Below are 13,344 nucleotides of genomic sequence, written 5' to 3'. Positions count from 1 at the left end.
TTATCTTAATATTTGAATCTCTCCGTCTGTATCAAACCTAATCAGACGTGAGGGATTTTTTATTTGGGTATCGTCTTGACGGTAAGGTACTACATAATCACATTGTGCAATAATTTGGGGATTAATGAGTTGGTAATACAAAGGTGTTGGCTCTCCACTGATATTAGCAGAAGTAGAGACTATGGGTTTGCCAAAATCGGCAATCATCTGTTGGCAGAAGGTATCTTGTACGACCCTAATGGCTACTGTATTATCAGCAGCTATCACATTCTTAGCCAAATGCAAAGGGTGACTATAAATAATAGTGGTAGGCTCTTGCAAGGTTTGAAGATAAGCGAGCACCTTAGGAGGTATATCCGTTACATAGTGCTGTAACATCTCTGTATCACTCACTAAAATGATGAGGCTTTTGCTCTCACTGCGTTGTTTTATTTGGAAAATCTTAGCTACTGCTTCAGGATTTGTAGCATCACAACCTAAGCCCCAAACGGTATCGGTGGGATATAGAATTACCTTTCCTGCCTTTAATATTTCACTTATCAGATGGTTATTTGCCATTAGTTTTGTAATTTTGCCCGCAAATATATGTAAAAAATGTATACCTCCATCATATCATTCTTTAAAAGTTTTTCTTTCTTCAAAGGGTGCCTCAAAACCATTGCGGTGCTTATTCCCTTAGGGTTGGGCTATTGGTTTGACCTAATGGATATTGGTTTACCCATAGCTTTGAGTATTGTTGCGATTTCGCCCAGCGATATTCCAGGGAATCAAAAACACCTCTATGGTGGTCTTTTCATAGCAACGCTATTAGCGATTCTCAGTTGTGTTTTAATAAATCTTACGGCTCCTTACGAATACTTGTTACTGCCTACTATATTTCTACTCACCTTCGGAAACGCTTATATTTCGTTATACGGACATCGCGCTACAATGGTAGCTTTCGCGGGATTGTTTGAGATAGCCTCTACTTTAGCCCACTTACAAACAGGGTGGGGTATCGTGTTGTACAGCGGTTGTGTGTTATTAGGAGGTTTGTGGTACAGTGTATTAGTGTATATATTCCTAAAAATACGTCCGCGTTTGTACAGTGAACAGCTGTTAGGGAAGTGCTTTGCTCTTACGGCAGAGTTTTTTTCGGTAAGAGCTGACTTACTCATCGCCAAAGACAGAAGCGAGGGACTCAAAAAGCTCATCAACCTGCAAACAAGCCTCAACGAAAAATATGAAAAGCTCCGTGAAGCTGTACTCGATTCACGGAGTAAATCGGGTAAAACCGATTATCTGCAACGCCAATTTTTGATGTTTATAGAGCTGGTGGATATCTTCGAGTTAGCTTTAGCCAATCCTGTACAATATGAGAAAGTAGACAAGGCTTTTGCCGAGCATCGCGAATATTTACAAACTTATGTAGATTTCCTCAAAGAGCTATCGAGACAGCTACAACAAATGTCCGAATACATTGGGTCACGCAAAAAGATACAATTAGACAACTGTTTAAAAGACTTATTAGCGCAAACCAAAGAGAAAAACGAAGCCTTGAAAGCACTTTCAGAAGTATCGGAAGAAGATAAAGAACGCGCTTTGCTGTTGCGAAATTTTTATATCTATATAGAAAGTCAGTATCATTCTATTGAAAATATCCGACATATTTTTGAGAACTATTATAGCAACGATGCAGGGGTACGCGATGAGAGTACTTATCGCAAGTTTGTGAGTTACCAAAACTACTCTTGGCGACGGCTCAAAGACCATATATCCTTAAAATCTACCTTTTTTAGGCACGCAATGCGTCTATCTATAGTGGTATTTTTGGGTTACCTCATAGGTGATATATTCCCTATCAACAATGCCTACTGGATTATCCTTACCATCTTCATTATTATGCGCCCTGGTTTTGGGATTACCCAAGAGCGCTCACTAAGCAGGGTTTATGGCACTATGATTGGTGGGGTTGCCTCGTTTGCAGTGATTTACCTACTCCCCTACCCTAGTTTGTACCTCTATGTCGCTATTTTGTGTATGCCTATTGCTTTTGGGTTGATTCAAGAGAACTATATGTACGCCTCTATATTCATCACTATCAGTGCGATATTTATTTTTGCACTGATTACACCTAATGTTTACAGCCTTATTTATGACCGCCTATTGGATACCGTTATAGGGGTTGGACTATCGTTTGCAGGTAATTATCTCATTTTTCCTACGTGGGAACACAATACTTATAGGGAAGCGGTTACCAAATCAGTAAAAGCTAATATCGGTTACTTACAGCAAGTAAAAGAGATTTTTAACACCGGAGAAGGGATTACCACTGCCTATAAAGTATCGCGCAAAGAAGCTGTGTTGGCACTCTCAAACCTAAATACCACCTTCCAACGAATGTTACAAGAGCCGAAGTTTATGCAGTATAAAAATCCATCAGTATACGGGATTATCGTGATACAGCAAACTTTCTTAGCCTCTGTGGCTTCGTTTGGTATTAGGTTGAACAGCAAGAAAGTAACCTTTCCTAAATCGGTATTCAACGAGGCAATTGAGAGTCTTATAGTAGCCTTGCAACACTGTTTGACGTTACTTGTTGAACCTACGGCTACTGCTCAAAGTGATTATAAAACGCCTATTGAACAATTTAATCAGTCCATTAGAGAAATAATAAACACTCCTCAAAATACAGATACCTCTTCACCTATCTCAATGCGAGAGACACAATTCTATGGAGAACAGTTCAACTATCTGTTTGGATTAGCGAAGAACTTAGAACAAGCTATTCGGTCTATCAATACGTAATAAAAACTAAGGCGTCACCAAATTGATGACGCCTTAGTTTTTATTATTTATCTTATAATTATAATTATTCTACAAATGGAATAGTTACTAACCAAAAGCCTTTAAGTAAAGCTTCGAGGTTATTGAAAACTTCTAACATAAGTATAGTATTTTAAGATAAAAGGCAATATCTCTTAGCGAATTGTTTTGGGGTCTACCCCCATATTCACAATAGCTTGGCGAATATCAGCAAAGGTTTTGAGATTAGCCTTCCCTTTTACTAATTCGTAATTGGTTCCTTTTTTAAGGTAATTAATCAAGCTAGTCTGTCCTCCAAAGTAAGAAGGTTTAACTTGGTCAATAGAAGTACCATTTTTAAGTGCTGTAAAGAACATACTATATTGGTTCGCACGTTCCTCTATCTCTCTTCTACCTTGGTTAAATTCAAACATTACCACACTCCAATCATTGCCTTCCAAACGTTTTAAATTCATTTTTACTCTATCTACAACTTCTTCAGAACAAGCCTGTGAATTAAAGCGTTTCATATCTGTAACAAAGGTTTCTGTAAGCGATACATTTTTAGCGATAGGTCGAGTAGTATTCTCTCCTCGTTTCACTGTTTTAGGATCACGTGGCTCACTTATAGTTACAGGTCTTTCAGTATTGTAAGAAGGGGTAACTGTTTTAGGTGTTCTTCCTGCTGTAGTTTCATTTCTATTAACAACAGTTGCTTCAGGTTTGGTAGCAGGTTGCTCTTCTCTCTTAGGTCTTTCTACAGCCACTTCCACTTGGTCACGCGCTTTACTTTCTCTAATTATTCTTTGCAAATCTGTTTGATAAGACTTCAATTCAGAACTACCTCCTTTTAAATAAGGACGTAAAAGGCTATCTACTTGTTCACTATTATAAGCAGAATAATCAAAATCCTTTAAGAAGTTTTCCCATACGGCTTTTTCAAACTCAGGTCGTAATTTATCTGTAAGGAAATTGCGCTTTTGGGCTTCTGCTATAAAAAGACTTCCCTTAGGGTCTGCGTGAGTTTCTTTCCAATTATTCACATCCAAAAGAAATGCCATTGCAGGTGAAATCAAATCTATTTTAAGAGTATCTTTGCTATTTGCTTCCACCATTTTAGCTAACTTATTGAGTTGTTCTTCACTTAATAACAAGGTGTCTTTCCCCTCTTCTTTGAAGCTAACAACCAATTTTGTCTCAGCAATAGGCAAGCTCTTTTTTAACCTAATATAAGAATCCTCAATCTCGTAAGTGCGCTCATCTATATTAGTTAAGAAGTGCATTTCGTCTATTTCACTCTCCGAATTGATTGCCACATAAGCCTTCACAGGATTTTTAAGCATCGGGAAAATAAACCAATAGCCTACACCTACTAATATTAAAACAAAAGCAACAGCCGAAGCAATCTTTATCCAAAACGCACGAGACTTAGTGTTCATCTCTATCGCTTCGCCTCGTTCAGTGGTAGCAACCCCTCTGTTTACTACTGATAAACCATTAGAAAACTCAGGACTCTCTGATGCAATCATTTGTGGATTGTAAGCACCTTTAGCTCTATCAAAATTAACCTCTCCGCTCTTCGATATACTAATAACTCTTCCTGTATCTTGATTTTCAAACTCAAAATGGTATAAGTTCTCAGGTAAAACAATCTCTACAGGCGAATCACTGCGCAAGTTTTTACTGAATACAATACCATTGATTTTTAGAGATACTGAAGTTATAGTACTCGAAATAATCGTAAACTGATACTTCTCAAAAGGTACTGATAAGGCCACCCTATCATCTACCATATAGTTACTCTTGAAAACAATACCATTGTAACTAAGGTTGAATACATTACGTGCCTCATCTCCTTTTAGTAAAAAGTAATATCCCTTTGTATTAGAGTATAGCTTAGCTTTAAAAGTCGTACTCTCTAATGATAAGAACGAAATGTATTTCTCAAACTCTCGTTGAGGAGTTTCTACGTACACTTTAAACTCTTTTGGGGCAAAAGGAATTAAATCAAAAGTATAATTGTTTTGTACTTTCTTGATATAACCTCTTTTTATCGCTTTCTTAATTGTATCGTGATAAGAGAACATCTCGTGGTATCTCGATTTTTCAAGAAGCACTTCAATAGTATCATCGTCCGAGAAGACTTCGTTCATATAGGTAGCTCCCACGTCTTTACCATTCTTCATAAAAGCTAATATCTTAATATTAGCATTAGAAGGCAAAAACCGAAAAGCTCCACTACTTCCTCCTGCATTGGTTGTTTGGAAAGTAGAGGCACTTGTTCTGGGTATTGCGTATTCTGGAAAAAGGAAGTCAATACTATAAGCTCGAGGATCTTCCACAAATTCTTTGCGCAAGAACACAAGGTCTTGGTATTTCTCAAACTCAGGACGGTAAGGCATATTGAAGTACTTATCTACCTCATAAATATCCATATAAGGGAAAACCTTAGGCATATAGCTTTGGTCTAATGCAAAAGAAGCCGTTACTGGTTCCTCTACCAACTGCTTTTCATACCCTCTCAGAAGATTAAAATATGGAAATATATCCTCTTTTTCATTGAGTAACGGAATATTGTTCTCGTAATTGATATGCTCTGCAAAGTACATATCCATTAACAAGTTCAATACTTGTCGTACCCCTCTCCATTGTAAAAAATGTGGTATATACAATGAAATGGCTATATACACACCGCTCTGTCCATTCACTTCTTTTGAGGAACGGTATTGTGTGTATATCTTGTAACTATTGCTAAACTGCAATGTGTAAAAATCTACACGCGGGGTGTGTATGCGTATAAAGGCACTGATATCTTTCAATCTGTCCTTTACTTCTTGCAGCTGAAAGTTAACTCCTTGTGAGGCTAACACCTTGCATCCCTGCTTGTAACCCCATATTGTTAGACCTATTGTATTAATTTTGGATTCCATAGTATTTTTTGAGATTCTGCTAAAATTGGTACAAAAGTACACATTATTTTTAATATACAAAAATTTTATTGTAAAAAAAATACCTACAAAGGCAAATTTCCCTTATAGGTATCAAAAATTATAATTGATATGAACTATTTAAATCCTTATAATTTATTAGTTTCCAGCAGGTTGCTCAGTAGCAATTTCCGCTTTGGGCTCTTCAGCCTTTTCTGCAGGTTTTGTCTCTACTTTTGCTACTTCTGCTACAATTTCAAATGGAAAATCAACAATTACTTCACGGTGTAAACGGATAGAAGCATTGTATTTCCCAGCACGTTTGAGGGTGTTACCAGCGATAGAAATAAATTTCTTGTCAATATTGTGACCCGCTTTGGCTAATTCTTGTGCCAAATCACCATTATTAATTGACCCAAAAAGCTTATCTCCAGCACCTACTTTGGCAATAATTTTTACCGCCAATGACGAAAGTGCTTGAGCTGTTTTCTTAGCCTCATCAATAATGTGTTGCTCTTTGTAAGCTTTCTGTTTTAAATTTTCAGCTAATACCTTTTTTGCTGAGGGAGTAGCCAAAATTGCAAATCCTTGCGGAATGAGGTAATTACGTCCGTAGCCGTTCTTTACTGTAACGACATCGTCCTTAAAACCTAAATTATGTACGTCTTGTTTTAGTATAATTTCCATAGTTTCTACTCCTGTTATTATTTTAATAAATCGGCTACATAAGGCATTAATGCCAAGTGGCGTGCTCTCTTCACAGCGGTAGCCACCTTGCGTTGGAACTTCAATGAAGTACCTGTAAGACGACGAGGTAACAACTTACCTTGTTCGTTTACAAACTTCAAGAGGAAGTCAGCATCTTTGTAATCAATGTATTTAATACCTGATTTTTTAAAACGACAATATTTCTTTTGTTTTGAAGTGTCGATGTTTAGCGGAGTAAGATATTTGATATCTCCTTTTTTTTGTTCTACTGCCATTTTCTTACGCTTTTTTAGTGTTTAACTTTGCTCTTCTCTTTTCAGCCCACTCAATGGCGTGCTTGTCTAATTTCACAGTCAAGTAACGCATCACGCGCTCATCACGACGGAATTCCAATTCAAAAGCATCAATTACTTCACCAGCTACTTTAAACTCGAAGAGGTGGTAAAATCCGCTTTTCTTGTTCTGGATTGGGTAAGCTAATTTCTTCAAGCCCCAATTCTCTTTTGCTACAAATTCTGCACCCCTTGAAGTAAGAAAATTCTCAAACTTTTCTACTGCTTCCTTTATCTGTGTATCAGATAAAACGGGATTCAAAATGAAAACAGTTTCGTATTGATTCATAAATAAAATGATTAATTTTTAATTCGAGGTGCAAAAGTACTACAATTATTTTACCTGACCAAATAATCCGCAATATTTTTTACAAAATAATATCCAAATACCTGACAATGAACAATTATTATAACTCCCTCACCTTTCTTAAAATCTATATTAAACCTTCTTGTATCAAATTATGCAAGTGTATAATCCCCTCGTATTGCCCTTCACGCGTTACCAATAACTGCGTAATTTTATTCTTCTCCATTAGGTGTAACGCATCAATAGCCAAACTCTCCAAGTCAATCGTCTTAGGGTTAGCACTCATTATATCTTTAGCCACCAATCCTTTTATACTATCCGTTTTACTGAGCATTCTGCGGATATCCCCATCAGTCACTACCCCCACAATTCGCCCATTGTCAATCACAGCAGCTACCCCCAACATCTTTTCCGATATTTCTACAATCACCTTCTTAATATCAGTATCCGGAGCCACTTCGGGTTTTTGGTTGTGCACTACAATGTCAGCCACTTTCAAGTACAAACGTTTCCCTAATGCTCCACCGGGGTGATATTTAGCAAAATCACTGCTACCAAAATGCTTCATTTCAAGCAAACACACCGCTAAGGCATCACCTAAAACCAACTGAGCGGTAGTGCTAGTCGTCGGAGCTAAGTTATTAGGGCAAGCCTCTTTCTCTACGTGAGCGTAAAGCACACTATCAGCCTGTTGGGCTAAAACCGAATTTCTGTTAGAAGTAATCGCTATCAATTTGTTATTACCGCGTTTAAGCAATGGTACCAATACTTTTATTTCGGGCGTATTACCACTTTTTGAAATGCATATCACCACATCGTCCTGTTGTATGATGCCCAAGTCACCGTGAATCGCATCAGCAGCGTGCATAAAGATAGCAGGCGTACCGGTAGAATTCATTGTCGCCACTATTTTATTAGCAATAATAGCACTCTTCCCGATACCCGTAATCACCACACGCCCCTTCGATTGCAGTATATACTCCATCGATTTAGTAAAATCGTCATCTATATAGTCTACTAATTTAGCAACTGCCTGAGCTTCTTCACTGATAGTTTGTTTGGCAATGGTTATAATTTCTTCTGTTTTCATTCTCAATAAATTGTTTTGCGTGAGGCAAAAGTAATACTTTTTTTGTTCATATAAAAACACCATTCGCTTTTTTGCTTTCTAACAAACATCTTTTCTATACAATTAAAACGCTTTATTCACTCGCTTTTTGCGGTACTTTCTTGGCTAAAAAGAACTGTTTGTCGTGCTACGACCTTTTGGTCTTGAATAGCCATTTTACAAGGCACATCTTTGATTTTGTTTTAAATTTGAAATCAATTTTGTTTAATTTCTGAGGTAAAGCCTCACTTCTCTACCTCAAACTCACATTATCTACTATCCCCACATACTTTGCCAATGTTTGAGATTTTGGCAAAGTTGAAATCACCTTCGCCCTCCTATGCACTTTTCTCTTTAAACCTTTCGTTTTTCCATTCTTCATCCTTCGCCTAATTAACACTTTTTAACTTTTCAACCTTCACTCTTAATCCCTCATTCTTAACTACTTATATACTCTTTCTATACCAATCGTCCAAGATTCGTATAAGCTTCCTATAAGCTTTCTATAAGCTAACTATACCATAATCCTATCTTCGATACTTTCCGATTCTCTCCGAGATTCTCCGATAACACACCTTTACAATCCCCACTCTATTGAAAAAAATAAGACAATAGTTTTTCATACCATTGCCTTATAATAATTATTTTTTGTTCTCTCTTCTGCTCATTCCTTTTTCAGTTCTTGTAGCATTACATCACAAGAACTAATAAGTATAATAATACCTGTTTCATAGGCTTATCTTTTATTCTTCTCCTTTTCAGCCCATTCTTTTTTGAGTTCTTCTGCCCAAAATAACTCTCTACCTACTTCTTTTTTTATAGCAGGTTCACTGTTATGTGAGTGACGCGGACTTTGAGTGTCGAACAAAAAATCATAACTTCCCGCTACAATGCCTTTGCCCTCTATATAAGCAAAGCGGTCAATGCCACGATGATAAGCCTCTAACCCCGAGCGATTATTCCAAGCAGTGAACGTCCAAAACAGATAAACAGTATCTTTGCCACGTTTTTCTGTACCCGATAGGTAAATACTTTCAAAACAACTATCTAAGAAAGATTCTTTATCTTCCATCGGCTGAGCATATTTAGTAATATGTTTTCCTTTGCTCAATTCTTTTTTTAACTCAGCATAAGTAACAAAATCTTGTTTTGTATTGATGATGTTACTATCGTTCAAGTGTACATTTGAAGAATAATTCATCAACTGAAAAACTTCTACTAAACAGCATCTCGCTTTATAATACTTGTCGCCTTCTTTTTTTACTAAAGAGAAGGAGTTTAAGAATTTATTTTTATTACTTCTGCGAACTTCTTCTATCTTAACAACAGCTTTTTCGACCTCTTCCTTAGAGACTTCTACCCAAGAGTTAGCATTGTTCATATCAGGTAATACCGAGATGAGAGTTAAATAATTATAACCAAAGAAAACTCCGTGATTAAATACATTATACATCTCAATTTCTTTTCCTTCATAAAAAGAATGAGGACGTAATGTATAGTGTTTTACCTTATATTTAGCGGTAAGACTATCAAGCAATATATATTTTTGTTCTTGGGCTATAGAAGCCCAAGAACAAAATAATAATAAATATAAAATTAACTGTTTCATATCCCCATTCTCTTTCTCTCTTCTTCTTTGTCAGCCCATTCTTTTTTGAGTTCTTCAGCCCAAAGTAATTCGTTTTCAGGGAGACGTTTTAACTTTCTCCAATTACCTGTTTTATCAGTAAAAAAAGGACCTTTTATAAAATATTTTAAATATATACCTCCTACGATTCCTTTATCTTTGATATAAGCAAAACGAGTTATGTTTGTATGTAGATGATTAGAAAATTGATAGAAGTGATATATTATATTACCACCTTTTTCTTCTATATTACTTAAATAAGTATTTTCAAAGAATTCAGGTATAGCATAAGAGAAATCAGAAGTTATTTCAAAAGGGAAATCATCGCAAAGAGGAAATAACTTCATAAAACTTTCTCTTAGAACCCCAATAGGAGTTATAGTTTGATTGGTGTTTATGATAAAACTTTTGGTAGCCACAGGTACACTAAAAGGATTATTTATACAATAAAAATCTTCTATCCAACAATATTTACTTACATAGTACTCACCCTTTATTATTTTTACTAATTTCGTCTTACTAATATCTCTATTTTTATCAAGATAAAAACCTAAGGCTTTGTGCATAATTCTTCTAAAAATTTCTTTTGTAGGAAAAAGATTGTCTTTTATTTTATTAAAATCTATTTTTTCCCAATTAGTTTTGCTGTCAATATCAGGAAGTACAGAAAATAGGAGTATGAAATCTTCTCCTTTGTCTGTTTCATATTTTTTTGAAAACACATTATACACCTCAATACTGTTTTTAGTTCCATAGGGAGAAGTATCAAGGGTATAGTGTTTTACCTTATAGTGAGCGGTAAGGCTATCTAATAGTATATATTTTTGTTCTTGTGCCATAGTGGCACAAGAACAAAAAAGTAATAGATATAATAACTGTTTCATTTCCCTTTCTTCCAGTTTTCAAGTTCTTTCTCTTTATCTGCCCATTCTTTTTTAAGTTCCTCTGCCCAAAGCAAACGATTTTTAGCACCGTGAATTACTTTTAGCCAATCACTCCTTTTAGTACCAGTTCTATCGATCTTTCCTATTGGATAAAAATAATCGCCATAGGCTCCTGCCACAATTCCTTTATCTTTAATATAAACGAGCTCATCAATACCTCTATTATCATAATAAGAATATTGATAAAAGAAATACATAGTATCCTCCCATTTTTCTTCTATATTAGAGAGGTAAACACCTTCAAGGATATCAGGTATAACAAAAATATCATCTAAATAAAATTGTTGAAAAGGCTTAAATTCTTTATATTTCTGTTTCAATACGTTAATAGGTACTATAGGTTGATTGGTGTTAAGTATAAAATTCTTGGTAGCTAATTGAATCTCACGAGGTACCTCTATACAATAAAAGTCATCTACTCTAATAATTTTGCCTACATAATACTTGTCTTTTACCTTTTTTACCAATCTTACCCCGCTAATATCATCTTCTTTCTTGAGAGGAAGACTAAATACTTTATAAACAGCTCTCCTAAAAATATTTTTAGTAGGAAATAGATTGTTTTTTATCTTCTCAAAATCTATCGCTTCCCAATTTGTCTTACTACTAAGATCAGGAAGTATTGAAAACAAAATGATATAATCATCGTTTTTATTTAATCCATAAAATGGAGAAAATACATTATACATTTCGATAGTATTTTTAGGTCCGTAAGGCGATGTATCAAGCGTATAGTGTTTTACCTCAAAATTAGCAGTCAAACTATCAAGTAATATATATTTTTGTTCTTGGGCTTCTATAGCCCAAGAACAAAATAATAATAAATATAATATTAACTGTTTCATATCTATCGGATTTTAGGTGTACACGTCATACCACTTTTCCCTAATTTTTGCTGATTATTTAAATAATTTTCTCCTTCTGATAGTGACTCATTTTCTACCACTCCTACTTTTGCCATTGCACGAGCGGTTTCTAAGGAAATTTGAGTACCAGGAAGAGACATAATACTTTGTGCCAAGCTCTCTATAAAATTAGAAAACTTATTATGCTGTTGTTTATCTATAAGTACATACATCTTTTTTTTGCTTTTATTTCCTACAAAAAATTCTTTGCTATATACAGAAGGGTATTTTTGATTAAAGGCTTTTTCTCCCAAAGTTTGTAGTTCATATATAAGAAAAGAGTGTATTACTTCGTGATAAATAGTAGCCAAAATATATTCTTGTGAGGCACTACTTATAATATCATCATTTAAGTAAATATCACAATCTAAGGTATGTACATTGCCAGATATGCTTCCCTTAGGTATAGTATAAGCCACATCTCCTTTATGTTCAGAGTCCTTTGCAAAAGATTTATTACGAAATGTAATATTGATATTGTCATTCGTTCCAAAAGTATTATTGAGAAGTGTAGCAATGTCGTTAGCAAGGTTAGGAGCCTTATCTACAAGGGCTTTAGCACACGGGTTTTCGAGTTCATTGATGATGTTATCGCCTCCGTCCATTTTCACTTTGGTAAGGTCTGCCCCTATATCAGAAGACCCTTTTTTAGAGTTCCCAGAGTAACTGTTGCCACCCCCACCACCGGTATCAAATTCTTTATTTCGGTAACTATCTTCTCTATCATAACTTGGATATACGAAGTAGTTAGGTATAAAATAAATTGGAGGAATGTATAGACGTCGTCCATAAACAGTAACAGCCTCTAATTCTATTGGTTCTTTTCCATACATTGTTGAAGGTTCGTCCATTTCAATATCAGCTAAGTTCCTGCGTCCTCTGCCAGTAGAATTTCCTTTGTAGAGTCCCCAAGACATACTCGTCTGCATTTTTTCAGGATTGTGCACCCAGCGGTAGGTTCCTTTCTTTTTAGGTACTAACCTATGACTAATAAGTCCATCGGTCATCCGGAAGGCTGAAATAAAATAACCTTTGGTATCGAAGAGATAGTAATCAGCATTGATAATTTGCTTATCAGAAGCCAAGCTATCAATATCAGTTACAAAAAGGTATTGTTTGGTTGTTCCATTTTCTTTTAAGAAGAGTACTTCGGCATTTACGCCTGTACCTACAACCGTTACGGGTACAGATGCATATACATTTTCTAAAGGGGTTTTCCCTTGAAAAAAGCTTTCCCAATAGGGGGCTAATTCAATGAATAACTTACTGCTACGAGTTGTAGCGTTAGCCGTTTGTTTCTGGTTTTCCGAAGCCTCAAAAAGACTCTTGGCTTCGTTTAAGCTCACTACCGCTTGTGGGTCTACGGCAGGAACAGGGTCTTGTTGTGGTGCATCAGGGGCATCCTCACGTTGGCAATAAGTAAGCGCAAGAGCTACCAATGCCAACATTCCAAATTTGATAATTTTATGACTCATTGTTTGTTTATTTTTGCCCCAAAAGTATAATGTATTTCTTTAAAAGTCAATAGGCAAAAGTAAATTTTAACATTTCGTTCCTCTTTCAAACTTTGCTGAAAAATAGGGTAAATCCTTCATTTTAACATTTTTTTCTCAATCATTTTGCCCAAACATTCCTGAAAACTCAAAGTTTAAGTCAAATCATTGTATTTTTTTCAATAACACAAACTATAATATTTAACACA

11 protein-coding genes are annotated in these 13,344 nt (G+C 35.6%); 1 reads left to right on the top strand and 10 read right to left on the bottom strand.

Features of this window, described 5'->3' with window-relative positions:
* Positions 1 to 558, bottom strand: a complete 558-nt coding sequence (locus HMPREF1320_RS08440; RefSeq protein WP_009418360.1) for an L-threonylcarbamoyladenylate synthase — start codon at positions 556 to 558, stop codon at positions 1 to 3.
* Between the two features lie 36 nt (positions 559 to 594).
* On the opposite strand from HMPREF1320_RS08440, the gene HMPREF1320_RS08435 reads away from it, so the two are divergent.
* On the top strand, positions 595 to 2,787 hold the full coding sequence (locus HMPREF1320_RS08435; protein WP_009418458.1) for an FUSC family protein: 2,193 nt from the start codon (positions 595 to 597) through the stop codon (positions 2,785 to 2,787).
* 173 nt (positions 2,788 to 2,960) lie between these two features.
* Here HMPREF1320_RS08435 and HMPREF1320_RS08430 read toward each other — a convergent pair whose 3' ends face one another.
* The 9 genes from HMPREF1320_RS08430 to HMPREF1320_RS08390 form a co-directional block, all read right to left on the bottom strand.
* A complete protein-coding gene (locus HMPREF1320_RS08430) occupies positions 2,961 to 5,714 on the bottom strand; it encodes a hypothetical protein (protein WP_034554433.1) in 2,754 nt (917 codons plus the stop codon).
* Positions 5,715 to 5,870: 156 nt separating this feature from the next.
* Positions 5,871 to 6,398 (bottom strand): 50S ribosomal protein L9, encoded by a 528-nt coding sequence (gene rplI / locus HMPREF1320_RS08425; protein ID WP_009418313.1) that lies wholly within the window; start codon positions 6,396 to 6,398, stop codon positions 5,871 to 5,873.
* Positions 6,399 to 6,415: 17 nt separating this feature from the next.
* On the bottom strand, positions 6,416 to 6,694 hold the full coding sequence (gene rpsR, locus HMPREF1320_RS08420) for a 30S ribosomal protein S18 (protein WP_002671374.1): 279 nt from the start codon (positions 6,692 to 6,694) through the stop codon (positions 6,416 to 6,418).
* Between the two features lie 4 nt (positions 6,695 to 6,698).
* Positions 6,699 to 7,040, bottom strand: a complete 342-nt coding sequence (rpsF, locus tag HMPREF1320_RS08415) for a 30S ribosomal protein S6 (RefSeq protein WP_002671370.1) — start codon at positions 7,038 to 7,040, stop codon at positions 6,699 to 6,701.
* Between the two features lie 145 nt (positions 7,041 to 7,185).
* The gene (locus HMPREF1320_RS08410; RefSeq protein WP_009410800.1) at positions 7,186 to 8,148 is read right to left on the bottom strand and encodes an SIS domain-containing protein; all 963 of its coding nucleotides are present in this window, start codon (positions 8,146 to 8,148) and stop codon (positions 7,186 to 7,188) included.
* Between the two features lie 754 nt (positions 8,149 to 8,902).
* Positions 8,903 to 9,775, bottom strand: a complete 873-nt coding sequence (locus tag HMPREF1320_RS08405; RefSeq protein WP_009418457.1) for a hypothetical protein — start codon at positions 9,773 to 9,775, stop codon at positions 8,903 to 8,905.
* Entirely contained in the window at positions 9,772 to 10,677 is a 906-nt protein-coding gene (locus tag HMPREF1320_RS08400; protein WP_009418389.1) for a hypothetical protein, read from the bottom strand. The genes HMPREF1320_RS08405 and HMPREF1320_RS08400 overlap by 4 nt, the downstream gene beginning before the upstream one ends.
* Positions 10,674 to 11,582, bottom strand: coding sequence for a hypothetical protein (locus HMPREF1320_RS08395; protein ID WP_009418291.1), 909 nt, complete (start codon positions 11,580 to 11,582; stop codon positions 10,674 to 10,676). Before HMPREF1320_RS08395 ends, HMPREF1320_RS08400 begins: the two co-directional genes overlap by 4 nt.
* A 2-nt stretch (positions 11,583 to 11,584) precedes the next feature.
* Positions 11,585 to 13,117, bottom strand: a complete 1,533-nt coding sequence (locus tag HMPREF1320_RS08390; RefSeq protein ID WP_009418369.1) for a hypothetical protein — start codon at positions 13,115 to 13,117, stop codon at positions 11,585 to 11,587.
* Positions 13,118 to 13,344: the final 227 nt, after the last annotated feature.

Origin of the sequence: Capnocytophaga sp. oral taxon 335 str. F0486 (genome assembly GCF_000277665.1) — a bacterium.
GTDB classification, from domain to species: Bacteria; Bacteroidota; Bacteroidia; order Flavobacteriales; family Flavobacteriaceae; genus Capnocytophaga; species Capnocytophaga ochracea.
Note: the sequence above shows the minus strand (reverse complement) of the source record. Positions and strands in the feature narration are given on the sequence as shown.

Bases quoted from the DNA above. Each gene is read 5' to 3' on its own strand.
- HMPREF1320_RS08440 (WP_009418360.1), bottom strand. From the start codon at position 558: ATGGCAAATAACCATCTGATAAGTGAAATATTAAAGGCAGGAAAGGTA.
- HMPREF1320_RS08435 (WP_009418458.1), top strand. From the start codon at position 595: ATGTATACCTCCATCATATCATTCTTTAAAAGTTTTTCTTTCTTCAAA.
- HMPREF1320_RS08430 (WP_034554433.1), bottom strand. From the start codon at position 5,714: ATGGAATCCAAAATTAATACAATAGGTCTAACAATATGGGGTTACAAG.
- rplI (WP_009418313.1), bottom strand. From the start codon at position 6,398: ATGGAAATTATACTAAAACAAGACGTACATAATTTAGGTTTTAAGGAC.
- rpsR (WP_002671374.1), bottom strand. From the start codon at position 6,694: ATGGCAGTAGAACAAAAAAAAGGAGATATCAAATATCTTACTCCGCTA.
- rpsF (WP_002671370.1), bottom strand. From the start codon at position 7,040: ATGAATCAATACGAAACTGTTTTCATTTTGAATCCCGTTTTATCTGAT.
- HMPREF1320_RS08410 (WP_009410800.1), bottom strand. From the start codon at position 8,148: ATGAAAACAGAAGAAATTATAACCATTGCCAAACAAACTATCAGTGAA.
- HMPREF1320_RS08405 (WP_009418457.1), bottom strand. From the start codon at position 9,775: ATGAAACAGTTAATTTTATATTTATTATTATTTTGTTCTTGGGCTTCT.
- HMPREF1320_RS08400 (WP_009418389.1), bottom strand. From the start codon at position 10,677: ATGAAACAGTTATTATATCTATTACTTTTTTGTTCTTGTGCCACTATG.
- HMPREF1320_RS08395 (WP_009418291.1), bottom strand. From the start codon at position 11,582: ATGAAACAGTTAATATTATATTTATTATTATTTTGTTCTTGGGCTATA.
- HMPREF1320_RS08390 (WP_009418369.1), bottom strand. From the start codon at position 13,117: ATGAGTCATAAAATTATCAAATTTGGAATGTTGGCATTGGTAGCTCTT.